The organism is Fulvivirga lutea, from assembly GCF_017068455.1.
In the GTDB taxonomy this organism is placed as follows: domain Bacteria; phylum Bacteroidota; class Bacteroidia; order Cytophagales; family Cyclobacteriaceae; genus Fulvivirga; species Fulvivirga lutea.
Map to the genome: position 1 here is coordinate 3,325,678 of NZ_CP070608.1, position 24,602 is coordinate 3,350,279.

Annotated in this window: 27 protein-coding genes and 1 tRNA gene; 24 read left to right on the forward strand and 4 right to left on the reverse strand. The window is 36.7% G+C overall.

Features of this window, described 5'->3' with window-relative positions; genetic code table 11:
• The first annotated feature begins 13 nt into the window (after window positions 1–13).
• Entirely contained in the window at window positions 14–376 is a 363-nt protein-coding gene (locus tag JR347_RS14750; RefSeq protein WP_205721357.1) for a hypothetical protein, read from the forward strand.
• Complete coding sequence (locus JR347_RS14755; protein ID WP_205721358.1) at window positions 376–1,425, forward strand: AMP-binding protein; 1,050 nt, start codon at window positions 376–378, stop codon at window positions 1,423–1,425. The genes JR347_RS14750 and JR347_RS14755 overlap by 1 nt, the downstream gene beginning before the upstream one ends.
• Here the strand turns inward: JR347_RS14755 and JR347_RS14760 are convergent, their stop codons facing one another.
• On the reverse strand, window positions 1,426–2,220 hold the full coding sequence (locus JR347_RS14760) for an XRE family transcriptional regulator (RefSeq protein ID WP_205721359.1): 795 nt from the start codon (window positions 2,218–2,220) through the stop codon (window positions 1,426–1,428).
• On the reverse strand, window positions 2,221–2,478 hold the full coding sequence (locus tag JR347_RS14765) for a hypothetical protein (RefSeq protein WP_205721360.1): 258 nt from the start codon (window positions 2,476–2,478) through the stop codon (window positions 2,221–2,223).
• 123 nt (window positions 2,479–2,601) lie between these two features.
• Here JR347_RS14765 and JR347_RS14770 point away from each other — a divergent pair, with 123 nt between their 5' ends.
• From JR347_RS14770 to JR347_RS14865, 20 genes are all read left to right on the forward strand, one after another.
• Window positions 2,602–3,252 carry a protein-L-isoaspartate(D-aspartate) O-methyltransferase gene (locus JR347_RS14770; RefSeq protein WP_205721361.1) on the forward strand — a complete coding sequence of 217 codons (651 nt, stop codon included), beginning with the start codon at window positions 2,602–2,604 and terminating at the stop codon, window positions 3,250–3,252.
• A gap of 12 nt (window positions 3,253–3,264) precedes the next feature.
• The gene (locus tag JR347_RS14775; protein WP_205723926.1) at window positions 3,265–3,798 is read left to right on the forward strand and encodes an acyl-CoA thioesterase; all 534 of its coding nucleotides are present in this window, start codon (window positions 3,265–3,267) and stop codon (window positions 3,796–3,798) included.
• Window positions 3,788–4,318 carry a DNA polymerase III subunit psi gene (locus tag JR347_RS14780; protein WP_205721362.1) on the forward strand — a complete coding sequence of 177 codons (531 nt, stop codon included), beginning with the start codon at window positions 3,788–3,790 and terminating at the stop codon, window positions 4,316–4,318. Before JR347_RS14775 ends, JR347_RS14780 begins: the two co-directional genes overlap by 11 nt.
• A 136-nt stretch (window positions 4,319–4,454) precedes the next feature.
• The gene (locus JR347_RS14785; RefSeq protein ID WP_205721363.1) at window positions 4,455–6,734 is read left to right on the forward strand and encodes a sodium-translocating pyrophosphatase; all 2,280 of its coding nucleotides are present in this window, start codon (window positions 4,455–4,457) and stop codon (window positions 6,732–6,734) included.
• Between the two features lie 97 nt (window positions 6,735–6,831).
• Window positions 6,832–7,272 (forward strand): DUF2147 domain-containing protein, encoded by a 441-nt coding sequence (locus tag JR347_RS14790; protein ID WP_205721364.1) that lies wholly within the window; start codon window positions 6,832–6,834, stop codon window positions 7,270–7,272.
• 112 nt (window positions 7,273–7,384) lie between these two features.
• Window positions 7,385–7,924 carry an RNA polymerase sigma factor gene (locus JR347_RS14795; protein WP_205721365.1) on the forward strand — a complete coding sequence of 180 codons (540 nt, stop codon included), beginning with the start codon at window positions 7,385–7,387 and terminating at the stop codon, window positions 7,922–7,924.
• Window positions 7,925–7,929: 5 nt separating this feature from the next.
• On the forward strand, window positions 7,930–8,787 hold the full coding sequence (locus JR347_RS14800) for an anti-sigma factor (RefSeq protein WP_205721366.1): 858 nt from the start codon (window positions 7,930–7,932) through the stop codon (window positions 8,785–8,787).
• A 123-nt stretch (window positions 8,788–8,910) separates the two neighbouring features.
• Window positions 8,911–9,810, forward strand: a complete 900-nt coding sequence (locus JR347_RS14805) for a cell division protein FtsX (protein WP_205721367.1) — start codon at window positions 8,911–8,913, stop codon at window positions 9,808–9,810.
• A 3-nt stretch (window positions 9,811–9,813) separates the two neighbouring features.
• A complete protein-coding gene (locus JR347_RS14810; RefSeq protein WP_205721368.1) occupies window positions 9,814–10,023 on the forward strand; it encodes a DUF3098 domain-containing protein in 210 nt (69 codons plus the stop codon).
• Complete coding sequence (uppP, locus tag JR347_RS14815; protein WP_205721369.1) at window positions 10,024–10,821, forward strand: undecaprenyl-diphosphatase UppP; 798 nt, start codon at window positions 10,024–10,026, stop codon at window positions 10,819–10,821. It begins immediately after the preceding gene.
• A complete protein-coding gene (gene truB / locus JR347_RS14820) occupies window positions 10,821–11,489 on the forward strand; it encodes a tRNA pseudouridine(55) synthase TruB (protein ID WP_205721370.1) in 669 nt (222 codons plus the stop codon). Before uppP ends, truB begins: the two co-directional genes overlap by 1 nt.
• Window positions 11,486–12,421, forward strand: coding sequence for a bifunctional riboflavin kinase/FAD synthetase (locus JR347_RS14825; protein WP_205721371.1), 936 nt, complete (start codon window positions 11,486–11,488; stop codon window positions 12,419–12,421). The genes truB and JR347_RS14825 overlap by 4 nt, the downstream gene beginning before the upstream one ends.
• Window positions 12,418–13,116 (forward strand): CoA transferase subunit A, encoded by a 699-nt coding sequence (locus JR347_RS14830; RefSeq protein ID WP_205721372.1) that lies wholly within the window; start codon window positions 12,418–12,420, stop codon window positions 13,114–13,116. Before JR347_RS14825 ends, JR347_RS14830 begins: the two co-directional genes overlap by 4 nt.
• Before the next feature lie 23 nt (window positions 13,117–13,139).
• Window positions 13,140–13,559 carry a four helix bundle protein gene (locus JR347_RS14835; RefSeq protein WP_205721373.1) on the forward strand — a complete coding sequence of 140 codons (420 nt, stop codon included), beginning with the start codon at window positions 13,140–13,142 and terminating at the stop codon, window positions 13,557–13,559.
• Complete coding sequence (locus JR347_RS14840; protein WP_205721374.1) at window positions 13,534–14,193, forward strand: 3-oxoacid CoA-transferase subunit B; 660 nt, start codon at window positions 13,534–13,536, stop codon at window positions 14,191–14,193. Before JR347_RS14835 ends, JR347_RS14840 begins: the two co-directional genes overlap by 26 nt.
• A gap of 75 nt (window positions 14,194–14,268) precedes the next feature.
• A complete protein-coding gene (gldC, locus tag JR347_RS14845; protein WP_205721375.1) occupies window positions 14,269–14,607 on the forward strand; it encodes a gliding motility protein GldC in 339 nt (112 codons plus the stop codon).
• Window positions 14,608–14,774: 167 nt separating this feature from the next.
• The gene (locus tag JR347_RS14850) at window positions 14,775–17,594 is read left to right on the forward strand and encodes a TonB-dependent receptor (RefSeq protein WP_235689688.1); all 2,820 of its coding nucleotides are present in this window, start codon (window positions 14,775–14,777) and stop codon (window positions 17,592–17,594) included.
• Window positions 17,595–17,609: 15 nt separating this feature from the next.
• Window positions 17,610–19,247: an SGNH/GDSL hydrolase family protein gene (locus tag JR347_RS14855; RefSeq protein ID WP_205721376.1), complete on the forward strand. Its 1,638-nt coding sequence runs from the start codon at window positions 17,610–17,612 to the stop codon at window positions 19,245–19,247.
• Between the two features lie 152 nt (window positions 19,248–19,399).
• A complete protein-coding gene (locus JR347_RS14860) occupies window positions 19,400–20,200 on the forward strand; it encodes a hypothetical protein (RefSeq protein ID WP_205721377.1) in 801 nt (266 codons plus the stop codon).
• A 63-nt stretch (window positions 20,201–20,263) separates the two neighbouring features.
• Window positions 20,264–21,505 carry a sensor histidine kinase gene (locus tag JR347_RS14865; protein ID WP_205721378.1) on the forward strand — a complete coding sequence of 414 codons (1,242 nt, stop codon included), beginning with the start codon at window positions 20,264–20,266 and terminating at the stop codon, window positions 21,503–21,505.
• 38 nt (window positions 21,506–21,543) lie between these two features.
• Here the strand turns inward: JR347_RS14865 and JR347_RS14870 are convergent.
• Window positions 21,544–21,615: transfer RNA gene (locus JR347_RS14870), tRNA-Glu, on the reverse strand.
• 209 nt (window positions 21,616–21,824) lie between these two features.
• Here JR347_RS14870 and JR347_RS14875 point away from each other — a divergent pair.
• A complete protein-coding gene (locus tag JR347_RS14875; RefSeq protein WP_205721379.1) occupies window positions 21,825–22,559 on the forward strand; it encodes a hypothetical protein in 735 nt (244 codons plus the stop codon).
• 140 nt (window positions 22,560–22,699) lie between these two features.
• Window positions 22,700–23,686 (forward strand): type I glyceraldehyde-3-phosphate dehydrogenase, encoded by a 987-nt coding sequence (gene gap, locus JR347_RS14880; RefSeq protein ID WP_394369427.1) that lies wholly within the window; start codon window positions 22,700–22,702, stop codon window positions 23,684–23,686.
• 37 nt (window positions 23,687–23,723) lie between these two features.
• Here the strand turns inward: gap and JR347_RS14885 are convergent, their stop codons facing one another.
• Window positions 23,724–24,590, reverse strand: a complete 867-nt coding sequence (locus JR347_RS14885; RefSeq protein WP_235689689.1) for a DMT family transporter — start codon at window positions 24,588–24,590, stop codon at window positions 23,724–23,726.
• Window positions 24,591–24,602 lie beyond the last annotated feature (12 nt).

Consider the following 24,602-nt stretch of genomic DNA (forward strand, 5'->3'; position numbering starts at 1 on the left):
TAAAGATTTAGTTATGTTAGAGCACAATGAAATTTACAGAGCAATAGGAGAATTGGCCTATGTAATAGCTAAAGCTGGCGATGGCACACAACTGGATGAGAAAAAAGCCTTTTATGATATTATTGAAGCAGAGCTGAAATTCAATGCCTGGTCAGCAGAAAGTAGGTTCGAAATATTAGATGAAAAGGTTCACCCCTCACTTGAGCATGCCTACAATGATGCTATTCACGAATTCAAAATACACAAAAGTGTACTTACTCCAGAATTGAAGGACATCACACTTCGAGTTGTTAAAAAAGTAGCAGCAGCCTATCACCCTTCGGAAGTAAAGGATTTCATTATTGACAGGCTGGAAAGAGACTTGAAAAACATTTAATGGACTTTATAGACTTTAATGGTACTAGAGTTGCCATTCATGAGCTCGATAAATACAAACCATTAAATGACAATGAGGCCTACATTAAAGAATTCATAGCATCATGGAATAAAGGAATCCAACAATTTAAATTTCAAACTTCTGGCTCTACAGGTAAGCCCAAAACAATTACAATTAAAAAAAGTCAGATTGAGGCTAGCGCCATTGCCACAATTAATTTTCTGGGATTAAAAAAACATACAAACGCTCTGCTTTGTATCAAACCACAATTTATTGGAGGAACAATGATGATCGTGAGGTCGCTCATTAATGAGATGAATCTGATTGTCAGAGAACCATCATCTAATCCTCTCAAGAGTATTAAAGAAAAGATTCATTTTGCAGCCTTCGTACCATTGCAAATCCATGAACTACTTAAATCAGCTAAACCTAATTTAGAGCTAATTGAAAAGGTAATCATTGGTGGGGCTCCATTAAGTGAAAGTGACATAAAAAGCGTTTCCTTATTGAAAAACAAGGTCTATTCAACTTACGGAATGACAGAAACCGTTTCACATATCGCTCTCAAACAAATAAGTCCTATTCTTGATAATTACTACAGGGTTTTGAGCAATATATCAGTGAGGCAGGATAATCGTGGTTGCCTTATTATTAATGGTGCCGTTACTGACAATAAGGATGTTATCACAAATGATGTAGTAAGCATCATTTCAGAAAATGAATTTGAATGGTTAGGCCGACACGACAATGTGATAAACTCAGGAGGAATAAAAATTCAGTCTGAGCAACTCGAAAGTAAGATTAACACAATATTGAATGAAGCCGGCTATTCTAGGTCTTTCTTTATTGCTGGGCTTCCTGATGAAAAATTAGGTGAGAAAGTTGTTTTGCTAATAGAGGGAGAAGAAGTTGAAAATCATATTAATGAACTATTGAGTAACCATTTGGATAAATATGAATGTCCTAAAGAGATATTCTTTATCAAACAATTTACTCTCACTGAATCTGGTAAAATAGATAAGCTGACAATGGTTAGGAAATTGGGATAACTACTTAGGTTGTTGTTCTTTTAGTTTCACAATTTCTTTTTGTAAATCAAGTACAATGGAAGCTAGCTGCTCTGTTGAAACTTCGTTCGAAGAATTTGAATCAGGAAACTGAACACTTATATAGGCCTTACTGGCCCATACCTCTAAAACATCTTCAATATCTAACTGGTAAGGGGAATAATTTCTATTATCAGAAACGAGGAATAGCTTTCCGTTATCTTTTATATAGTTAAATACTCTTTTATATACTATGCCCTCTGTTTTGGTTACGAGCACATATGTTTTACCATTTTTTATATCTCTAATATCATCAATATACTCACCAATAATAATTGTGCCTGGTAAAATAGGCAGCATTGAATCACCACTTATTTCAAAGGCACGATAGGTTACATTTTCTGGTAGAATGGGCAGTTTAAACTTTGGCAGTTCTTCAATATATTCCCTATCTGCATATCCATTTAAATATCCTGCTGCTGCCTTCTGAGGTACTAGTTCAATATTTTCTCTTTGGTCAGAATCAACTGTTATTGCCAGAACTTCCTTACCACGCTTATAATTGCTTGTATTCAGCTCTGCCTCTGATAGCTTCATCACATTCTTATTAATAAGAATATCCACACTCGTACCAAAAACCTGAGCCATGTTAATCAGATTGGTTATTCTGGGATCGGCCCTTCCCTCTTCATAAGCTCCAACCAAAGAACGCTTAATCCCTATTCGCTCTGCAAATTGCTCTTGTGTAAGACCAATTTTCTTCCTTAAAAACTTAATATTATCGCTAATCAGTGTCATCTAATTTTTAAAAATAAGTATATCCCTCGGCTGCTGCTTTGAATGCAAATTATATAAATGATTATGATATATCTGGTCTGAACTCTGAGTTAATTTTACTTCCGTTTCAATTTTACCTACCACATCTTTAAGAGTGGCCCCTGCTTCCGAAAGCACATAGCCGTATAATAAGTCAGTTTTACTATCAGAAACAACAAACTTCACCTGGCATTTGCCGGATACGAGTCTCTTACTTTTTAAACTTAGTTTATAATTCATAAAGCTAATTTTATTAGCAATATGAGTCATTATATAGAATTAAGCAAATTATTTAACTAATTATTTTAGCATATTTATTTTTATGTCGTTTTATTTAATGATGCCATATATTCGCAATTAAGAATGGAAGACAGTTACAAGCACAAAGGTATGAGAAGGTCACTCGTAAGAGTGCTCAAAGAAAAAGGCATTACAAATCAGCAAGTTTTAGATGCCATTGGTAAAATACCACGGCACTACTTTTTTGATAATGCACTTGTAGGCCACGCCTATCAGGATAAAGCATTTCCCATAGGCGAAGGTCAAACTATTTCACAACCTTACACTGTTGCATTCCAAAGTGAAAAATTAGAAGTACAACCCGGGGATAAAGTTTTGGAAGTAGGTACCGGCTCAGGCTACCAGGCAAGTGTGCTTATGGAAATGGGAGCTGAAGTTCATACAATTGAGTACAATAAAAACCTGTACGAGCGAACTAGAAAGTTTCTTCCTAAAATGGGTTATTCGCCCAAATTCTATTTTGGTGATGGTTCGCAGGGTTTACCAAAACAAGCACCTTTCGATAAGATAATTGTAACTGCAGGTGCTCCTTCCGTGCCAACAGCACTTATAAATCAACTTAAAATAGACGGTATTTTAATTATTCCAGTAGGTGATTCGCAAAAGCAGAAAATGCTCAGAATCATTAAGAAAGAAGATAAAAAAATCAAAAAAGAAACTTTCGATTATTTCAGCTTTGTACCTTTGCTTGGCGAACAAGGCTGGAAAAACTAATTCTATAAAATGATGGCAAAAAAGGTGAAAAATGTAAGTGAGTCATATGTAACAATGACTGAGCTTGTGTTACCCAACGATACAAATACTTTAAATAATCTAATGGGTGGCCGCCTGATGCATTGGATGGATATTGTTTCCGCCATCGCAGCTCAAAAGCACTCTAATAGAATAGTTGTAACAGCCTCTGTTGACAATGTATCTTTTGGCAAACCCATTCAACTAGGCAATGTGGTTACCCTTAAAGCGCAAGTTACACGAGCATTCAGTTCATCTATGGAGGTTAGAATTGAAGTGGAAGCCGAAGATATACCTAGCGGCAGAAAATTTGCCAGCAACTCTGCTTATTTCACTTTCGTAGCTGTAGACCAATCCGGCAGACCAATTGATGTGCCTGAAGCTACACCAGAAACTGATGAAGAAAAAGAGTACTATGCAGGTGCATTAAGAAGAAGGCAGCTGAGATTAGTTCTGGCAGGCAGAATGAAACCCAATGAAGCCAATGAATTGAAATCACTATTTGACTTTGAGCAAAATGCAAAATAAGGCCTTTTTAAATTACGTTTTTGATGATGATCTATATATCATAGATCGTCCTGAAGTGCAAAAAGAAGCTCTCAAAGAACCTGAAACTGAATACAAAAAAGAGCTTGAAACCAGCACTTCGGATGAACCTGTCACCAAAGATATTTCATGGCCTTCATCTTATAAAGGTGAAAATAATAAGCATATTACGATTCTAGTCAACTACCCTTCTGAAGATCATATTTCAAATCAGGATGAAGAGTTTTTATTAAAAATTCTGTCAGCGGTAAACTTGTCTTTATCAGATGTAGCTATTATTAATTTAGCGAATAATCAATGTTCTCTGGAGCAATTAACTCAATTCAACACCACCAAAGTGCTTTTATTTGGATCATTAGAAAGTACTCCAGACCTAAGCAATTATCAACTAACCGAACTTTCGGGCATTAAAATTCATAAAGCAAACAGCTTGGGAGAGATTCAAAATAATGTTGCTGAAAAGAAATTACTTTGGGGTAACCTGCAAAAGCTGTTTTTGTAACAGCCTTTCAATTGCGCATGTTTTACCTAGAATGTTTTAAAATAAGGTTTCTTATTTTATATTTGTGCCGCTTTTAGCAAAGGGGCTTTTTGCCCTTTTTCATTTTAAAATCAAAACAATTTATAAACTATTATCAATGGATAATTTGATCTACGTACCGATTGGTCTTGCGCTTGTGGGACTCGTATTCATGCTCATTAAAATGGCATGGGTAAAAAAACAAAATCCAGGAAATGAGAAAATGCAGGAAATCTCTAAAAACATTAAGGATGGTGCTTTGGCATTCCTTAGTGCAGAATACAGGTTACTTGCCGTTTTCGTTGTTATAGCAGCAATTGCATTGTTTGGTATATCAACTGTTGTTGATACCACAAGTTGGATGATTGTTCCTGCCTTTGTAATAGGAGCTATTTTCTCAGCTGTTGCCGGAAATATTGGAATGAGAATAGCTACTGAGGCTAACGCCAGAACAACAGAAGCTGCCAGAACAAGTCTTCCTCAAGCTCTAAAAGTATCATTTGGTGGTGGAACAGTTATGGGCTTAGGTGTAGCTGGTTTAGCTGTATTAGGATTAAGCTTATTCTTTTTAATATTCGTTGCTTCATTCGTTACTGGTGCAGATTCATTCTACAATGAAATGACAGTAGTTCTTGAGGCACTTGCAGGCTTCTCATTAGGCGCAGAGTCAATTGCACTTTTTGCACGTGTTGGCGGTGGTATATACACCAAAGCTGCTGACGTAGGTGCCGACCTTGTAGGTAAGGTAGAAGCTGGTATTCCTGAAGATGATCCTAGAAACCCTGCTACTATTGCCGATAACGTAGGTGATAACGTAGGTGACGTTGCTGGTATGGGAGCTGACCTTTTCGGTTCTTATGTGGCGACAGTATTAGCCTCAATGGTATTAGGTAACTACATCATCAAAGATATGGCAGATGCAGGGCTAGTAATTGAAGAGTTTAATGGAATGGGCCCTATCCTACTTCCAATCATGATCGCTGGTGTTGGTATTATTTCCTCAATCATTGGAACATTCTTAGTAAGTGTAAAAGACAATACAGCAAAAGAAGCTGAAGTTCAAAAAGCATTAAATATTGGAAATATTACTTCTATCATATTAACTGCAATAGCAGGTTGGTTTCTGATCGATTGGATGCTTCCTGAAACTATTGTTGGTATGAAATTTTTTGGTGAAGGAACATTCAATATTCCAAGCAGACATGTGTTCTACGCAACTCTTGTTGGTCTTGGTGTAGGTTACTTAATTTCATACTTCACTGAATATTATACTGCTCTAGGCAAAAAACCTGTTTTGGATATCGTTCAAAACTCTTCAACTGGTGCAGCTACTAACATTATTGCTGGTTTAGCAACGGGTATGATCTCAACGTTCTCTTCAGTAATTCTATTTGCTGTTGCTATCTGGGGATCGTACGAATTGGCTGGTTTCTATGGTGTTGCTATTGCAGCTTCTGCCATGATGGCTACTACTGCAATGCAGTTAGCTATTGACGCTTTCGGACCAATTGCTGATAATGCGGGTGGTGTTGCTGAAATGAGTGAATGCCCAGCTGAAGTAAGAGAAAGAACAGATATTCTTGATTCAGTAGGAAACACTACTGCTGCTGTAGGTAAAGGGTTTGCTATTGCATCTGCTGCACTTACTGCGCTTGCATTATTTGCTGCTTATGTAACATTTACTGGAATTGACGGAATCAACATATTTAAAGCTGATGTATTAGCTGCTTTATTCATAGGTGGTATGATTCCGGTTGTATTTTCAGCTTTAGCTATGAAATCTGTTGGTAAAGCCGCCATGGACATGGTAATGGAAGTAAGACGTCAGTTCAAAGAAATTCCAGGTATCATGGAAGGAACGGGCAAGCCTGATTATAGTAAATGTGTAGAAATTTCTACTAAAGCTGCCCTAAGAGAAATGATGTTGCCGGGCGCAATTACAATCATTACTCCAATTATAATTGGTTTTGTAATGGGGCCTGAAGCTTTAGGCAGTTATATGGCAGGTGTAGCAGTTTCTGGTGTAGTTTGGGCTATCTTCCAAAATAATGCCGGTGGTGCTTGGGACAATGCTAAAAAATCATTTGAAGCCGGTGTTATGATCAACGGAGAAATGACTTACAAAGGTTCTGATGCGCACAAAGCGGCTGTTACTGGTGATACTGTTGGTGATCCATTCAAAGATACATCTGGTCCATCTATGAACATCTTAATTAAGTTAACTTGCCTTGTAGGCTTAGTGATAGCACCTATCTTAGGTCAAATAAGCGGAAAAGGTCATGGTGAAACAACTGATAAAGAAGCTTTAGAAGCAACAAAAAATTCAGTAGAACTAACCACAGATGCTCCGAAGGCTGAAAAATTAACAAGAAAGATCACGGCTGAAGCATCTAACTAATAGTTAGAAAAATACATTATTTAAAAGCCTCATCATCGATGGGGCTTTTTATGTTTATAGGTAATTGAATATATTTATCTATACTTGATTAAATACTATGAAAATAATCAACACACTCACTCTCACTTTAATTGTATTATTCTGCTATTCAGCGGCTTCAGCCCAAACTGAGGTAACTGGCAAGTGGAAAACAATTGATGATGAAACTGGCGAAGCTAAATCCGTTGTTGAAATCTATGAAAAGGACGGTGCCATTTACGGTAAAATTGTGAAATTATTCGACCGTGAAGGTTTAGACCCCGATCCGGTTTGTGACAAATGCCCTACCGATGACCCTCGCTACAATAAAAAGGTGATTGGTATGGAAATTATGAAAAATCTTAAAAAGGATGGAAATGAATATGCCGGAGGTACTGTTCTTAAACCAGACGAAGGAAAGATTTATAAATGTAAAATTTGGCTGGAAAACGATAAATTGTACGTGCGTGGCTATTGGGGCTTTTTCTATCGAACACAAACATGGGAACGTTACAATTAAAGGCTTATAATTCAATCTATCTTGAATATTTACCGCTTAAACGATAAAAGTAGAATCACTTCAAACACCTTGGTTACCTCCAATAAACAAATTGTATAAAACGAAGAGCTCCATGAACGAAAAGGATATATTCGAAAAGATATGTAAGGGAGATGAACGAGCTCTGGAAATTCTGTATAAAAAGTATTACAGAATGATGACCCAAATGGTCATGAAAAATAGTGGCACGGAGCAAGAGGCCAAGGATATATACCAGGAAGCTCTTGTTGTATTTTGGCAAAAGTCAATAAGTGGAAACTTAACGTTGACTTCGAAAATAAGTACGTATATCTATAGTATTTGCCAAAATCTCTGGCGCAAAGAGTTAGATAGAAAAAGGAGGCTTTCTTCTGAAGAAAAAGATTCTGTTGAATATCAGGAGCATGACAAAGAAGAAAGAGCCAAACTAATAAATGAGTGTATTAACCAAATGGGCGATACATGCAGAAAAGTTTTAATGTATTACTATTTCGATGGTTTATCCATGCAAGATATTGCCGATAAACTAGGTTTTGCTAATACTAATACCGCTAAAACCAAGAAATATAAGTGCAAACAAAAATTGGATGAATTGGTCAAATCTCTGTATTCAGAGAAAGACTTTTTGGATTAAGATATATGAAAAACACAGAATTAATTAACGCCTACTTTGACGGGGAGTTGAGTGAAGTTGATAAAGAGACGTTTATTAAAAGGCTCAACGCAGAGCCCGATCTAAAAAAGGAATTTGATTTCCATTCTGATATTATAGAAGGTATCAAGAGTGCAAGAAAGGCTGAATTAAAAGCTAAGCTTGATGCTGTTTCCGTTGGTGCAGGAGGTATGTCTGAGGGAATTTCCGTTACAAAACTTGTCGCTATCATCAGTGGAGCGGCCTTAATTGCTACTGTTTCTTATTTTACCTTAACGAAAAGTGAGAATACGCAGGAGATTTTGGCTCCAAAAGAAATTTCTGAGCCTATTGAAAATCTTCTTCCAGCTAACTCTGAAGATGAAACTGATAATAATCTAGAAGAGTCAATTGCAGGAAAAGAAAAACAAGTGCTGGACAAAACACAAAGCATTTCTAAGAATGCTTCTTCACAGGCAGAAATAAGAAAACCTGAAATACATAAACCTACGCTTGTTGAGCCTTTGGAAATTGAAGAAGAATCAGACGAAGAAGTAGCACCTGTATCTGGGTTGGAAGAAAAGCCTTCAATAGCTCCATCTTCAATTGATATTAGTGTTGATGACAGTAAGAGGAAATACGATTTCCATTATCAACTTAAAGAAGGCAAACTTTACTTATTTGGCTCATTTGATAAAGGATTGTATGAAATCCTGGAATTCAATTCTTCTGAAGGAAAGATTCTCTATTTGTTCTACAAAGGCAATTATTACGACATCAAACAGAATTCTGAAGAGATTCAGGAGTTGAAAGAAGTTAACGAACCTAGCCTTATAAAAAGTTTAGAATCTGTAAGACAAAAATAAAAAGATAGTTTTTTCTATTTAGTGTGCACCCCTGGATGATCCGCCTTTCATTCAGGGGTTTTTTATGCCCGCTCACAATCGAGAAGAAAGAATAATTTACTTACTTTTGATCTTCTTAAAATTATGGGCGACAAAGACAGTAAATCAAGAAAGAAAAAGAAACTAGGTAGCTACCCATCTTTTAGCGTAATCTTCAGCATTACCTTATCTCTATTTGTTATTGGCCTGTTTGGTTTGCTTATATTACATGCCAACAGACTTTCAGAAATAGTAAGGGAAAATGTAGAAATTCAGGTCTATCTGAACAAAGACATTTCTCAGAATCAAAAAATACAAGTCTTTAAAACACTATCATCAAAAGAGTATGTAGCCAAGCAGAACGATGAAGTACAGATTTCATTCATATCAAAGGAAGAGGCCGAAAAACAATTTATAGAAGACACAGGAGAAGATTTTAAAGAATTTCTGGGTGAGAACCCACTGAGAGATGCTTACATAGTAAAAATAGCTCCTGAGCAACAACAGACTGCTAATCTAAAAACAATTAAAAAAGAGCTGGAAAAGCTAAGTGGTGTTTTTGAAGTGGTCTATGTCGAAAACCTGGTTGACTCAATCAATGAAAACATGACCAAAATTGCGCTCTTTTTACTAGGTTTCGCTGTTATTTTGCTGTTAGTGGTAATCATACTTATTAATAATACCATAAAACTGGCGTTATTCTCCCAGCGATTTTTAATCAGAAGTATGCAACTGGTTGGGGCTACCTCCGGGTTTATTCAAAGGCCTTTTCTTATGAGGTCTATTTTCAATGGTATTTTGGCAGGTATACTTTCTTCTGTCCTACTCTATTCTTTAATGAATTTTGCAAACAGCAAAATACAAGACCTTGAAACGCTTCAGGAAATCGATAAAATTTTAATATTATTTATGTCACTGCTCGTAATTGGCGGTGTAATTGGACTGCTAAGTACTTACCGCTCTGTAAGGAAGTATCTTAAAATGTCATTAGACGAACTTTACTAACAAATGGAAAAAAATAACAAAATGCCTTTTGGCACTAAGAATTATAAAATCATGCTTTTTGGCCTTGCACTTCTCGTTGTAGGGTTTATTGTAATGAGTTCTGATTCTGAGCCTTTTGGTTTTGGATTTCTCGGACTTACACTGGGTCCTATCTTGGTATTTTTAGGATTCTTAGTTGAAATAGCAGCAATTCTATACAATCCTAAAAAGTAAATGTCTGCAATTGAAGCGCTTGTATTAGGCATTATACAAGGTCTAACAGAATTCCTGCCTGTAAGTAGTAGCGGCCATTTGGAACTAGGGGCACTGCTGTTGAATATAAAACCAGGCAATAATCTACTTTTTGCCATCATAGTGCATGGTGCGACTGCACTTAGTACAATTGTCGTTTTTAGAAATACTATTTGGCAGTTAATTAAAAGCCTATTTCAATTCAAGCTCAATGAAGATACTAAGCTTATCATCCAGATCGTAATATCGATGATACCCGTTGGTGTGGTTGGGCTCTTCTTCGAGAAAGAGATTGAATCTTTCTTTTCAGGAAATGTAGTTTTAGTAGCATCCATGCTCGGTATAACAGGCATTTTATTATTGCTGACATACTATGCTAAAAATACAACCAAAGAATTATCTTACACCAAAGCTTTCATTATCGGCATTGCACAGGCAATAGCTATCATGCCGGGAATATCAAGATCAGGGGCTACTATCTCAACTGCACTTCTACTTGGAGTAAACAGAGAGAAAGCTGCCAAATTTTCTTTTTTAATGGTTCTGCCCCCAATTTTAGGTGCAACGCTATTAAAAGTGAAAGATTACTTCGAAGCACCTTCAGCCACTGACAATTCATTGGCTATTCTACCAATGATACTTGGGTTTTTGGCTGCTTTTATATCCGGTCTACTGGCATGTACCTGGATGATTAACCTTGTTAAGCGAGGCAAGCTCATCTATTTTGCAATTTATTGTATCCTAATTTCAATTATTGCTTTATCTGTAACCTTGTTCTAATGGACCCAAATGCAGCACCACAAGATCCCGGAGAAGTATTGCTTGTCGACAAGCCATTAGAATGGACATCTTTTGATGTTGTAAAAAAGCTAAGGTATCACCTGAAAGTTAAAAAAATAGGACATGCAGGCACATTAGATCCACTAGCTACCGGACTATTGATTTTGTGTACTGGTAAGAAAACAAAGCAGATTGAAAGTTTCCAGGCACAGGAAAAGGAATATACAGGAACATTTACTATTGGTAGCACAACTCCCTCTTACGACCTTGAAACTGAAATTGAAAACACACAACCTATCAACCATATAACAAGGGAAGATCTTATAAATGCTGCCACTAAATTAACAGGCATAATCGATCAGGTTCCACCTACATTTTCAGCTATAAAAGTGGACGGCAAGCGTGCGTATAAGGGAGCTCGAGCAGGCGAAAAAGTAGAACTCAAATCTCGTAAAGTTGAAATAAAGGACTTTGAGATAGTAAATAGTAACGAACAGGTAATTGAATTTAGAATTGTTTGTTCCAAGGGCACCTATATTCGTAGTATTGCTCGTGACTTTGGTGAGCTATTAGGCGTTGGTGCTTATTTATCTTCACTTAGAAGAACAAGAATTGGCGATTATCATGTTAGTGATGCTAAAACCATTGAAGAATTAACTTCTAAATGAATATCTATCATAAACTAGAAGATTTTAAACCATTAGACTACGCTGTTGTAACTAGCGGTACGTTTGACGGTGTGCACATTGGCCATCAAAAGATTCTTGCTCGCGTTAACGAAATCGCCAGAAAAAATAATGGTGAAAGTGTATTAATTACCTTTTGGCCACACCCACGGCTAGTTTTATATCCTGATGATTCCACTCTCAAGCTTCTCAACACGTTTGAAGAAAAGGCCGAACTACTCAGAGAACAAGGTATCGATCATTTGCTTAGAATTCCATTTACCAAGGAATTTTCAAAACTTAGCTCGGAAGAATTTATTCAAAAAGTGCTGGTAGAAACCATTGCCACCAAAAAATTGGTTATTGGCTACGACCATCGTTTTGGAAATAATAGAGAAGGCAGATTTGAGCAATTAAAAGCGAATTCTTCCAGATATGGCTTTGATGTGGAAGAAATTTCAAAGCAAGAGGTTGATCATATAGGTGTAAGCTCTACTAAAATAAGGCAGTCATTGTTCAATGGTGAGGTACACATTGCGCGTGATTTACTCGGCAGTGATTACTCAATAACCGGAAGAGTAGTGAAGGGAGAAAAAATTGGGAGAATTATTGGTTTTCCTACAGCCAATTTGGAAATAGATTCTAAACATAAATTAATACCAGCCGATGGCTCTTACGCTGTGATGGTAAATATTGATCATTCACAATACAAAGGAATGATGAATATAGGCTACAGACCAACAGTGAACGGTAAAACAAAAACTATAGAAGTTCATATCTTTGATTTTGATAAAGATATTTATGGCGAAAGCTTAAAAGTTTCTTTTAAAAAGATGATCCGGGAAGAAAAGAAGTTTGAAGATATTGAGTCACTCAAATTTCAACTTGAACTGGATAAAAAAATTGCATTAACTATACTAAATGATTCACTATGATTAATAAAGTAGTTAAAGATGCTGATGAAGCAGTAAAAGATATTCATGACAATGCAGTTCTAATGCTAGGCGGCTTCGGCCTTTGTGGTATACCAGAAAATAGCATTTCTGCTTTGCTTAAAACTGGTGTTAAAGGCCTTACGTGCATTTCTAATAATGCCGGTGTCGATGATTTTGGTATAGGGCTTATGCTAAAGACACGCCAGGTAAAAAAGATGATTTCTTCGTATGTAGGAGAAAATGCAGAGTTTGAAAGGCAACTACTTGCAGGCGAACTGGAAGTAGACCTTATACCTCAGGGAACTTTGGCGGAAAGAATTAGAGCCGGAGGTGCTGGAATTCCTGCCTTCTTTACACCTGCGGGTTACGGAACAGAAGTGGCTGAAGGTAAAGAGGTAAGAGAATTTCACGGCAAAAAGTATTTGATGGAAGAATGGCTTCAGGCAGATTTCTCTTTAGTGAAAGCATGGAAAGGCGATTCTGCTGGAAATCTTATATTTAAAGGTACTGCCAGAAATTTTAACCCCATGATGGCTGCAGCTGGGAAAATTACCATTGCTGAAGTGGAAGAATTAGTTCCTCTTGGTGAATTGAATCCAAATGAAATTCACACACCGGGCATTTACGTTCAGAGAATTTTTGAAGGTAAGAATTACGAAAAGAGAATTGAACAACTCACTGTAACGCAAAAGTAATTTGAAAATCAATTAATTTGAAAATGAGAAATGATAGACAAAATTTAATCGTTGAATTGACTTTCAATTTTTCTCTTAAAATTATTGATTTCTCAGAGAGCTTAAGAAAAGTGAATTACCACCTAGCAGATCAGATTTTCAGATCAGGAACTAGTATTGGTGCAAATGTTCGAGAAGCACAAAATGCAGAAAGTAAAAAAGATTTTATTCATAAATTAAAAATTGCAGCTAAAGAAGGTGATGAAGTACAATACTGGCTGGAATTGTGTTCAAAGTCTAGTCATCTTCCTTCAAACAAAGAATTATTAAGTGATATTGAATCAATTATAAAAGTGCTTTCGAAAATCATAAGTACTTCAAAAAATGGGGCCAAAATTGGCCAATTGTCAAATCATCAAATCATCAAATCGAAACAAAATGTTAGACAAGATTGGAATAGCTAAAAGAATAGCACAGGAAGTTCAAGATGGATGGTATATTAATTTAGGAATTGGTATTCCTACACTAGTGGCTAACTATATACCTGAAAAAATAGATGTGGTTCTTCAATCTGAGAACGGTTTATTGGGCATAGGGCCATTTCCTTTTGAAGAAGATGTGGATGCTGACTTAATAAATGCCGGAAAGCAAACAGTAAGTATGATGCCCGGCTCCGTATTATTCAATTCTTCTGAAAGTTTTGGTATGATACGAGGTGGCCATGTTGACCTGACCATTTTAGGTGCTATGGAAGTTTCTGAAAATGGTGATATAGCCAACTGGAAAATTCCTGGAAAAATGGTAAAAGGCATGGGTGGCGCCATGGATTTAGTAGCATCAGCCGAAAATATAATTGTTGCCATGCAACATAAAAGCCGTTCAGGGGATTCTAAGCTTTTAAAAGAATGTACCTTACCAATAACTGGAATAAAGTGTGTTAAGAAAATAGTAACGGACATGGCCGTGATGGATGTGTTACCTGAAGGTGGTTTTAAACTTTTAGAAAGAGCGCCAGGCGTAAGTGTTGAAGATATTAAAGCTGCCACTGAAGGTAAACTTATAGTGGAAGGTGATATACCTGAAATGAAAATTAATTAGCATTAACAGAATTGCTTCTGACTATTAACCACCCCATTTACTAATTACCTGTTACAAAACCCCAATTACTAAACAATGAAGAAATCTGAAATAAATTTCACCGTAGAGCTAGATGATGAAAATGTTCCTGAAAAAATAACCTGGAACGCTTCTGAAAAAGGTAGTTCAGATCCTGATGAAACCAAATCTATAAGTATCTCACTTTGGGATCATGAACAAAAAAATACAATGCGCATGGACCTTTGGACCAAGGAAATGCCAGTTGATGAAATGAAACGTTTTTATATTGACTGTCTAGGAGGCCTTGCTCAAAGTGTATTGAACAGTACCGGTGATGAATTTATGTCTCAACAGATGAATGATCTTTGCGAAAAGCTGGTAGAGCACGTAAAGAAAGAATTCGGAATGCAGTAGTACAACCCCCACCCTTCATATTTCCCATTTACTGGCGATTTGAGCATTTAAATCGTATGCATGCTTACTATTTCCAATATTTTATTGTAGATTTAGTTGGTTTAATTTTTAACCAATTGACAAACTATAATCAACTTTCTATTCATTTAATGTAAATCAAAAATTATATGATGAAAATTTTTACTAAGTATGGATTCCTTCTCCTGTTTATTCTAGGAGCTTACGGGATTACCCTCGCACAGAATACTACTGTGTCAGGACAAGTGACAGAAGGCAGTTCGGGAGACCCACTGGCTGGTGTAAACATTGTAGTTAAGGGAAAGGTAATAGGTACTATTTCTGATCCAAATGGTAACTACAATTTATCCGTTGATATGGCCCCTCCTTTTACTCTCGTGTTTTCTTTTATTGGGTTTAATACACAAGAAGTAGAAGTAACTCAAAGTGGTGCCACAATAAATGTACCTATGGAAGAAGCTGCTTTATTAGGACAAGAAGTAGTTGTTTCTGCCTCAAGAGTTGAAGAAAGCATTCTTGAATCCCCTGTTACCATCGAAAAGATGGATATCAGAGCCATTCGTGAATCTGCTGCGCCAAGCTTTTATGACAACATCAAAACCTTAAAAGGTATAGACGTTTCAACTCAAAGTTTAACCTTTACCTCAATTAACCCAAGAGGATTCGGAGCAAACGGTAATACAAGAACTGTTCAGCTTATTGATGGTATCGATAACCAGGCGCCTGGTTTGAACTTCCCTGTAGGTAACATTGTAGGTATTAGTGAATTAGATCTTGAGAGCGTTGAAATCCTGCCAGGTGCGGCTTCTGCATTATACGGACCGAATGCTATTCAAGGTATCATCTTAATGAACAGTAAAAGTCCTTTCGAATATCAGGGTCTTAGTGCAACTGCTAAACTTGGTGTGAACCACATTGACGAGGAAGACGATGATATGTCAGCGTATCATAACTATGACTTCAGATATGCGAAAGCATTCAATAATAAGTTCGCGTTCAAAGTAACTGCTTCTTATTTACGAGCGAATGACTTTAGAGCGGTTGACTACAGAGATTTTTCATCAGGGGTTGTAGAAAGAAGTGCGGAATATGATCCATCACAACCAGGTTACAGAGACGGAAATAGAACGTATAATGGTGTCAATGTATATGGAGAACCTACAGTTAATTTAGGTAGTGTGGCTGACGGTGTAATTGCAGGTGGTGGAGCACTGGGAGCACAAATTGCTGCTATTAGACCATTAATTCCTAATGGAGAGGCTGGAAACTTCACTCCTCTTGGATGGACAGAACCAGAATTTGTTGATAATACAACTGAAAGTTTAAAATTGGGTTCTGCACTACATTATCGATTAAATGATGATTTAGAGCTTATCGGCCAGTATAATATTGGATTTGGAAGCACGGTATATACTGCTAATGACAGATTCGTTCTAGATGATTTTTCAATTTGGACTGGAAAACTTGAGTTAAGAGGTTCTAATTTCTACGTTAGAGCTTATACAACGCAGGAAGAATCTGGTGATAGCTACGCAGCCAATACTTTAGCATCATTAATAAACGTTGAAACTTATATTCCACAGTACTTTTCAAATTTTGCGGGAGCCAGAGCGGCTGGCCAATCAGTAGACGCCTCACATGCATTTGCAAGAGCAAACACTGAAAGATTAGATGTTAATGATCCTGATTTTAAAGAGAGGTTCGATAGATTGAGAAACACCCCTATTTCTGAAGGTGGTGCTAAATTCTTAGATCAGACTAGTCTCTATCAGGTGGAAGGTATGTACAACTTCGCGGATAAAATAGATTTTGCTGAAGTAATAGTAGGAGGTAATTATCGAATCTACGACCTTAAATCTGACGGTACATTATTTGCGCTTGAAAACATAGATTCAGGTGATGAATTTAATATGACCGAATGGGGTGGTTATGTACAAGTTAAAAAATCGGTATTTGATGAAAGATTAGATTTAACGGGTTCAGTTCGTTACGATAAAAACGAAAACTTTGACGGTCAGTTCTCACCAAGAATTTCAACTGTTTACAGCTTAGGAGCTGATAGAAATCATAACATTAGAGCTTCATTCCAAAGAGGTTTTAGAATTCCAACAACTCAAGACCAGTATATAAATTTAGATGTTGTTACAAGAAGGTTGGTTGGAAGTAATCAGGCCTTAGTTGATCAATTCAATTTTAGAACTAATCAGGTTTATACATTAACAAGTCTACAAAATGCTCAAGCCGGAACTGGATCTTTGCAAGCATGGACAGACTTTGATTTTGAACCTGAAAAAGTGGGTACCGGAGAAATTGGTTACAAAGGATTAATTGGAAACAAACTACTTATAGATGGGTCTTACTTTTACAGTGAGTATTCTGATTTAGTGGTTGAAGTAGATTTGGTACAAACTGCTACTGGAAATACAAGCACTGGTCAAACCCCAATTTACGCTGGTCCAGCTGATCCCGCTGGTATAGTTAACGGCACCACACCTATTGCGAGATATGGTTTTGATGTTAATTCTAACAGAATCGTGAAAGTACAAGGATTTGCTATAGGTGCAGAATATTCATTACCTAAAGGCTATCAAATTGCCGCTAACGTAAGTTATAATGAATTACTTGATGCCGATGTATTAAGAGATGCTGGATTCAGAGCTCAATTCAACACACCTGAATATCGTTACAACATTAAGTTTGCTAACAGAAAAGTTACCGATAAATTGGGATTCTCTGTAAACTATAGATGGCAGGACGCTTTCTTATGGGAATCTTCTTACGGTGTAGGCGTAGTACCTGCATTTGGTACAGTTGATGCTCAAGTGAGTTATAAACTTTCAAATTTAAAATCAATACTTAAGATTGGTGGTTCAAATATTACAAATGAAAGATATACTACTTCATTTGGTAACCCTCAGTTAGGTGCCATCTATTATGTAAGCATCACGTTTGATCAATTCTTTAATTAATAAATAGGAATACAAATGAAAAAATTAAGATATATTTTTTTCGGATTATTAAGCACTTCATTGATTATCACATCTTGTGATTCAGAAGATGACTTAATTGAAGAAAGACTGAATGAAACAGCGGTAGTTGAAGAGGATAGGGTATCTGGTAGTGCAGATTTCACTAATTATGTAGCTCTTGGAAACTCACTTACTGCCGGCTTCATGGATGGCGCCTTGTATAATGAAGGTCAGATGGCATCATTTCCAAATATTATTGGACAACAAATGGTTAGCGCTGGATTAACAGCGGATTTCAACCAACCTGACATTAACTCGGTTAATGGTTTCAATTCTACATTCTCCAATATAGGAGCAGGAGTTATTGCTGGTAAAACAATACTTGATACAAGCATTCCAGGACCAGTACCTACATTTCCAGGTGATTTAATCACTGCTTATACGGGAGATAAAAGTTCATTAAATAACTTTGGTGTTCCGGGAGCTCGAGTTGCCAGTTTAATTACCCCTGGATATGGTTTCCCTGATGTTGGAAATCCTTATTTCTCAAGGTTTGCAACTGATCCTTCAACAACTTCAATATTAGCAGATGCCCTAGCCACAAACCCTACTTTCTATACTTTATGGATTGGAAGTAATGATGTTCTTGGTTATGCTTTGGCTGGTGGTACAGGATCTGATCCATTAGATGCATATAGTCAAGCACAATTTACTGCAGATTACAGTAGTATAATTGGACAGCTTGCTGCTACTGGTTCTAAAGGGGTCGTAATTAATGTTCCCCCAGTATTATTGATCCCATTTTTAAGAGCTGTTCCTTATAATGCTATTACGTTAGACCAAGCAAGTGCAGATCAATTAAATACTAGCCTGGCTGGTGTAAATGCTGCATTAGATGCAATTGTTGCATTTGCAGGATATGATGCGTCTGATGCCGCTCGAAGGAAAATTAGCTATTCAGAAGGACCAAACCCAATTTTGGTAATTGATGAAGAATTAACTGATTTAGGTCCATTTTTTGATGCGATTACAGGTGTACCAGGAGGATTAACCCCAGAGCAAAGAGCTGCTTTAATGCCTTATGAGCAATCCAGACCGTTGGTAGAAGGTGAATTAGTTTTACTTTCCGCAGGTGCGGTATTGGGTACAGAGGCAGATGGCGATGATTCAGACATGACTGGCCCCACTCCTATAGGTGTGGCTGTTCCATTAGGTTTTGATGTATTTACTGGAAATTTAAGTGGTGATCAATGGTATTTAACCCTTGCTGAGCAAACTGCTATAGTTACAGCCAGAGCTACGTATTCTGGTGTAATTGCAGGTATAGCTGCAGCAACACCAGGAGTTGAAATGTATGATATTCAACCATTGTTTGCTGACATAGCTGGATTAACTTCTGCAGAAGCTACCCAACTAGCCCTTTCTTCTGCAGCTATTTCTGCAGCTGATGGTGATCAGGGGATTACTTACGAAGGTGTAAATATTGCTCCTGATTTTAGTCCATCAGGTATTTTCTCAACGGACGGTGTTCATCCTAACCCTAGAGGTCATGCTATCCTAGCAAATGAGTTAATTAACTTTATAAATGAGAAGTTTGGTTCAAATATCCCTACGGTAAATACTACTGTATATAGAACCGTTTTATTTCAATAGTAAATAAAATCCTAATAGTAAAACGCCCATTGTTCAATGGGCGTTTTTTTTTGTTTAATTATCTTATTAATCTAAATAGAAAGAAAACCCTCAAAACTGTTAATTATCAATCAAAAAGATTAATTTGAACATAAATGCTATTTGGCTATTGAATGAGTAAACTTCTTAAAACTCTAATACTGCTACTCTTCTCTCCTATTCTCCTGGCTCAAAGTAATGAAGAGAGCCAGCGCATTTCTGAATTATACGATTTACTTCCTATCAAAAATAACCTATATGGCAAAGAAGTACTGATTTATGATTACCGCTTAAAAAACAAAAACTCCATAAAAGACAGCTCACTTGTTACTCAAATCACCATTCTTGAACCGGAGTTCAAAGCTTCCACTTTCAGCTATGACACCAATGGTCTTGAAGTGATAAAATACGAGCATAACAATGGAACAAAACAGCCAGTACAAGTATTTAAACTCAATTCAGAACATCAGGTACTAGAAGCATCGAACGTAGATAATGAAATGGAAGTACTATCTAAAACCTTCTACACATATGAGAATGATAAGCTGGTAAGTGAAGAAGCATATACAGGCTATGCATATCTGGATGAACCCAGGCGGCTGTCATTAATTAACTATAAGTATAAAGATGATAGGCTGTATGAGCGCTCGAAAAAATATAGTTTAAATGGCACCAATTGGATACAAACCTGGTGGAGTAAATATGATGAATATGGCAATGAAATTATGTTAGAAGAAAATGAGGGCGATATTAATATTACCTATAATAATGAATTCGATAAAGGTAAATTAATTAAAAGCACCATTCATAAAACCGGTGAAAAACCAATTATTCGCGAAATAAAGTACAATGAAAAAGGGCACCCCACTTCCGTATATCTCTATCATAAGAAAAAAAATAAACCTATTAGACTTACCCGGTTCTATTATCAATAATCTTATTGGATAACTATATATTTATCTCTGGTAATTAATCTTAAGAAGTGATAAATTAAGATAATGTCTCAATCAGAACATATTAAAGAAGGCATCCTCGCCAACAACGAACGCATCAATAAATTGCTGTCTTTGGTTTCCAAGACTACGGATGCACCGTTAATGTCAGAATTAACAAGTGAGCTAAAAGAATTGCTTAAAAACAACATGGTAGTTGGTAAAGAAGCATTGGCAGAAATTAAAAAACAAGAATCACAGCTAAAGAAGATCGAGCAGCTTACCAAAGAAAATGAAACCATAGCCTCTGAGAACTATCTACTCCAATATAAGAAGAAGGACTTACTGGTATTAGCTAATAATTTGGAGGATGCCTATGACGAGATTGCTGAAAAGAATAAAGAGATAACAAAAAAAGCGCAGGAGGTAATTGAAGCCAATGAGGAGATGCAGCGTCAAAAGGATGAAATTGAAGAGAAAACGAGAGAACTAGAGTCTCAAAAAGAGGCCTTAGAAGATCAAGCAGATTATTTGCATGAAGCCAATGAAAGAATCACTCAAATGCATACAGAGCTTCAAAATCAGAAGAACGAGATTCTTGAAAAAAATGAGGAGCTGATAAATTTAAATAATGAAAAGAACAATTTAATAGGCATTGTTGCTCACGACCTGAAAAGTCCTTTAAATCAGATTGAAGGATTAGTAAGCCTTATAAAACTAACGAGTCAGCTGGAGGGGGAAACCCTTCAATTTGTGGAAACAATAAGCACCTCGGTAGGTCGATTGAATGCGATGATCACCAAAATATTGGACACTGAAGCGATTGAATCGAAGAAACTGAACCTCAAAATGGAAGAAGTGGATTTGGTAAAGATTCTTGAACGGCTCATTAAAAATTTTAAGCATACAGCTGAATCAAAGCAGCTAAAGATTGTAAATGAAATTAAAGTAAAAAAGGCCGTTACCACCCTGGATGAAAGCTACTGCAACCAGATTTTTGAAAACTTGATTTCTAATGCCATAAAATTTTCACCTACCAATCGCTCCATTTTTATAAGGCTAACCAAAGAAAAAGAAGGCTTCTTAGCAGAAGTAAAAGATGAAGGCCAGGGATTGACGAAAAGCGATTTAAAGAAGCTCTTTGGTAAGTATCAAAAATTGAGTGCTCAACCTACGGGCAATGAAACCTCAACGGGTTTGGGGTTATCAATTGTAAAGAAATATGTAGAGGGAATGAAAGGCGAAATTTGGTGTGAAAGTGAGCATGGTCAGGGCGCCAGCTTCTTTGTTAAATTTCCCATTAAATGAAAAACCCTCTTAGCTTTCACTAAGAGGGTTTTCAGCTGTAGCCCGTAGGGGAATCGAACCCCTGTTACCAGGATGAAAACCTGGCGTCCTAACCCCTAGACGAACGGGCCATCTTTGTTTAGGAGGTGCAAATATATTACCGCCTTTTAATTTTGCAAAACCTTAGTCTCAATTTTTTTTAATATTTTTTCAAACTTACTCCTATTTACTCATTACAAATATCATAGTTTGATCGTAAGTGCCTGATAATTAATGAGTTTTATATAGGTTATTGAATTTAATAGAACTACATTGTTGGTAAACACAAACAATCAGAACTATGAAAAAATTATTAATGATGGGGCTGTGCCTCGTAACTTCTTTTGCATTCTCACAAGAAACCAATGAGGATTATGTCATGTATGAAATGATCACTCTACAAATGAATGGGAAAGATAATGACAAACTTCAACAGGCCATGAAAGCACATAACGATGCTTTTCATTCTAAAAAGGGACATGAGGCAAGGGTTTACTCTATAAACAATGGCCCCAATGCTGGGAAAACCGTTTGGATGATGGGACCATTAACGTTTGCTGATTTAGATAATAGACCGCAAGGTAAAGCCCATGATGATGACTGGAAAAAAGTATCTATGCATGTTGAGTCCTTAATTTCTATAGAATACTGGAAAAGAGATGATAAGCTCTCTGTTGTAAAAGACACGAATGCCAAAAATTTATTTGTCCGTTTTAGTAATGTATCTAATGAAACAGGTTTCCTTACTCAGGAATTTATGGAAAAAGTAAGTGCCGTTCAGAAAGCATTAAACAGGGATCACTCCTGGACAGTTTGGGACAATCAGTTTCGCCAAGGCGAAAGAGGCAGACATATGGCTACAGTTGGTGGCTTCGATAAATGGGCTGACCTGGATAAAGATATGGGGTTCAAGAAGAAATTCGAAGAAATTTATGGCGAAGACAAATGGGTGCCTTTTTGGAGAACAGCGGACTTAATATTTACAGACCAATGGGATGAGATCTGGACTTACATGCCAGAAATGAGTTCCAAGTAATATCAAAAATCACATAAAATGTAAGGACGGGATCATATTCCGTCCTTTTCTATTTAATCGATTTAAAAATATTGGTTTTAGAAACCGCATCTCGTAGTTTTGCGACCTCAATTAAAGACTAACTATAACCCTCTATAAACATGACAAAAGTAGCAATAAACGGTTTTGGTAGAATTGGTCGATTGGCTTTCAAAGCTTTATTAGAAAAAAGCAATGTAGAAGTTGTAGCCATCAACGATCTTACAGATACAACTACACTAGCGCATTTATTGAAATATGATTCTGTTCATGGCAGATTCAATGGCACTGTAGAAGTTACTGCCGATGGTTTTAAAGTAAACGGAAAAGCAATTAAAGTAACCGCAGAAAGAGATCCTGCTAACTTGCCTTGGTCTTCATTAGGTGTTGACATTGTTCTTGAATCAACTGGTTTCTTTGTTGACAAAGATGGGGCATCTAAGCATTTAACTGCAGGCGCAAAGAAAGTAGTAATTTCTGCACCAGCTAAAGGAGATATTCCTACAGTGGTTCTTGGTGTAAACGATGATATATTAACTGGAAGCGAAACAATCATGTCTAACGCTTCTTGTACTACCAACTGCCTTGCTCCTGTCGCAAAAGTATTAAACGATAAATTCGGAATAGATAAAGGCTTTATTACCACTATTCACGCATATACATCTGATCAAAACTTACAGGATTCACCGCATAAAGATTTAAGAAGAGCGAGAGCTGCAGCAATTAATATGGTGCCTACCACTACTGGAGCTGCTAAAGCTGTAGGTTTAGTGTTGCCAGACTTAAAAGGAAAACTAGATGGTAACGCTGTGCGTGTACCTACTCCTACCGGATCATTAACTGATCTAGTATGTATTTTAAAGAAAGAAGTTACTGCAGAAGAAATTAATGCAGCAATGAAAGAGGCTTCTAACGGTGCAATGAAAGGTATTTTAGAATATACTGAGGATCCTATAGTTTCAACTGATATAATAGGAAACCCACATTCATCTATATTCGATTCTCAAATGACTTCTGTAAACGGAAACCTTGTGAAAGTTGTTTCTTGGTACGACAATGAGGCTGGATACTCAAATAGAGTAGCTGATCTGATTTCTAAAATCGCATAATCAGGATAGATAAAAATAAATTAAGGCTATCTGCTCATCAGCGGATGGCCTTTTTTATTTCTGCGTTCGTTAAATTATTCTTATACCAAACGTTAAGAATCACTCCTACAATCATAATGGTCATTCCAAAATAGGTTATTAAATTGAAGGTCTCCTCGAAAAAGACATATCCGAACCCTAAGGCATAAATCAACCCTAAATATTTTAGGCTGGCTATTTTAGAAAGTTCTTCGGCCTGATATGCCTTTGTCATGAAGTACTGTGCCAATTGGGTAAACACGCCTACCAATAGCAAGATGAACCATTCATCTCCGTGTGGCATATACCAATCAAAAGCAGATATAATTCCTGTAACCGGAAGTGTTACTAATGGAAAATAAAACACAATAACCAGAGGGTGTTCCGTTTGCTTTAATTTTCTAATAAAGTTATACGCCAACCCAGAGAAAAAAGCGGATACAATACCAATAGCAAACAACTCAGGTGTAATTCTAGGGTCGAAGCCCTTCACCAAAATAACCCCAGAAAATGCAAGCAAATAGAAAATCCATTGCCAGGGTTTTACTTTCTCTTTTACAATGTAAATACCTAAAATGGAAGAAAATATAGGTGACAAAAACTGAATAGTTACCGCACTTGCCAGAGGTATTAACTGCAGGGTTGTAAAGTATAATATAAGTGCAACAGCCCCACTTACTCCTCGAAACAGCAACACTTTTTTATTATTGCCCCAAATATTTACACTTTGAATCCGTAAAAAGAAAAAACTCAAAAACAGTGAAACTACTGATCTGAAGAATACTATTTCCACTGCCGGAATATCTGGCACCATTTTCACGAACACATTCATGAGCGAGAAAAAAAATGTAGCCAGCAGCATGTATCTAACGCCTGATGTAAACATTTGGCAAATAAC

Coding starts and splice junctions, on each gene's coding strand:
- JR347_RS14830 (WP_205721372.1), top strand. CDS start 12,418: ATGATTAATAAAGTAGTTAAAGATGCTGATGAAGCAGTAAAAGATATT.
- JR347_RS14780 (WP_205721362.1), top strand. CDS start 3,788: ATGCAAAATAAGGCCTTTTTAAATTACGTTTTTGATGATGATCTATAT.
- JR347_RS14805 (WP_205721367.1), top strand. CDS start 8,911: ATGGGCGACAAAGACAGTAAATCAAGAAAGAAAAAGAAACTAGGTAGC.
- JR347_RS14865 (WP_205721378.1), top strand. CDS start 20,264: ATGTCTCAATCAGAACATATTAAAGAAGGCATCCTCGCCAACAACGAA.
- JR347_RS14785 (WP_205721363.1), top strand. CDS start 4,455: ATGGATAATTTGATCTACGTACCGATTGGTCTTGCGCTTGTGGGACTC.
- JR347_RS14800 (WP_205721366.1), top strand. CDS start 7,930: ATGAAAAACACAGAATTAATTAACGCCTACTTTGACGGGGAGTTGAGT.
- JR347_RS14755 (WP_205721358.1), top strand. CDS start 376: ATGGACTTTATAGACTTTAATGGTACTAGAGTTGCCATTCATGAGCTC.
- JR347_RS14860 (WP_205721377.1), top strand. CDS start 19,400: ATGAGTAAACTTCTTAAAACTCTAATACTGCTACTCTTCTCTCCTATT.
- gldC (WP_205721375.1), top strand. CDS start 14,269: ATGAAGAAATCTGAAATAAATTTCACCGTAGAGCTAGATGATGAAAAT.
- uppP (WP_205721369.1), top strand. CDS start 10,024: ATGTCTGCAATTGAAGCGCTTGTATTAGGCATTATACAAGGTCTAACA.
- JR347_RS14850 (WP_235689688.1), top strand. CDS start 14,775: ATGATGAAAATTTTTACTAAGTATGGATTCCTTCTCCTGTTTATTCTA.
- JR347_RS14775 (WP_205723926.1), top strand. CDS start 3,265: ATGGCAAAAAAGGTGAAAAATGTAAGTGAGTCATATGTAACAATGACT.
- JR347_RS14825 (WP_205721371.1), top strand. CDS start 11,486: ATGAATATCTATCATAAACTAGAAGATTTTAAACCATTAGACTACGCT.
- JR347_RS14835 (WP_205721373.1), top strand. CDS start 13,140: ATGAGAAATGATAGACAAAATTTAATCGTTGAATTGACTTTCAATTTT.
- JR347_RS14790 (WP_205721364.1), top strand. CDS start 6,832: ATGAAAATAATCAACACACTCACTCTCACTTTAATTGTATTATTCTGC.
- JR347_RS14765 (WP_205721360.1), bottom strand. CDS start 2,478: ATGAATTATAAACTAAGTTTAAAAAGTAAGAGACTCGTATCCGGCAAA.
- JR347_RS14795 (WP_205721365.1), top strand. CDS start 7,385: ATGAACGAAAAGGATATATTCGAAAAGATATGTAAGGGAGATGAACGA.
- JR347_RS14840 (WP_205721374.1), top strand. CDS start 13,534: ATGTTAGACAAGATTGGAATAGCTAAAAGAATAGCACAGGAAGTTCAA.
- JR347_RS14760 (WP_205721359.1), bottom strand. CDS start 2,220: ATGACACTGATTAGCGATAATATTAAGTTTTTAAGGAAGAAAATTGGT.
- JR347_RS14855 (WP_205721376.1), top strand. CDS start 17,610: ATGAAAAAATTAAGATATATTTTTTTCGGATTATTAAGCACTTCATTG.
- truB (WP_205721370.1), top strand. CDS start 10,821: ATGGACCCAAATGCAGCACCACAAGATCCCGGAGAAGTATTGCTTGTC.
- JR347_RS14750 (WP_205721357.1), top strand. CDS start 14: ATGTTAGAGCACAATGAAATTTACAGAGCAATAGGAGAATTGGCCTAT.
- JR347_RS14875 (WP_205721379.1), top strand. CDS start 21,825: ATGAAAAAATTATTAATGATGGGGCTGTGCCTCGTAACTTCTTTTGCA.
- JR347_RS14810 (WP_205721368.1), top strand. CDS start 9,814: ATGGAAAAAAATAACAAAATGCCTTTTGGCACTAAGAATTATAAAATC.
- gap (WP_394369427.1), top strand. CDS start 22,700: ATGACAAAAGTAGCAATAAACGGTTTTGGTAGAATTGGTCGATTGGCT.
- JR347_RS14885 (WP_235689689.1), bottom strand. CDS start 24,590: ATGTTTACATCAGGCGTTAGATACATGCTGCTGGCTACATTTTTTTTC.
- JR347_RS14770 (WP_205721361.1), top strand. CDS start 2,602: ATGGAAGACAGTTACAAGCACAAAGGTATGAGAAGGTCACTCGTAAGA.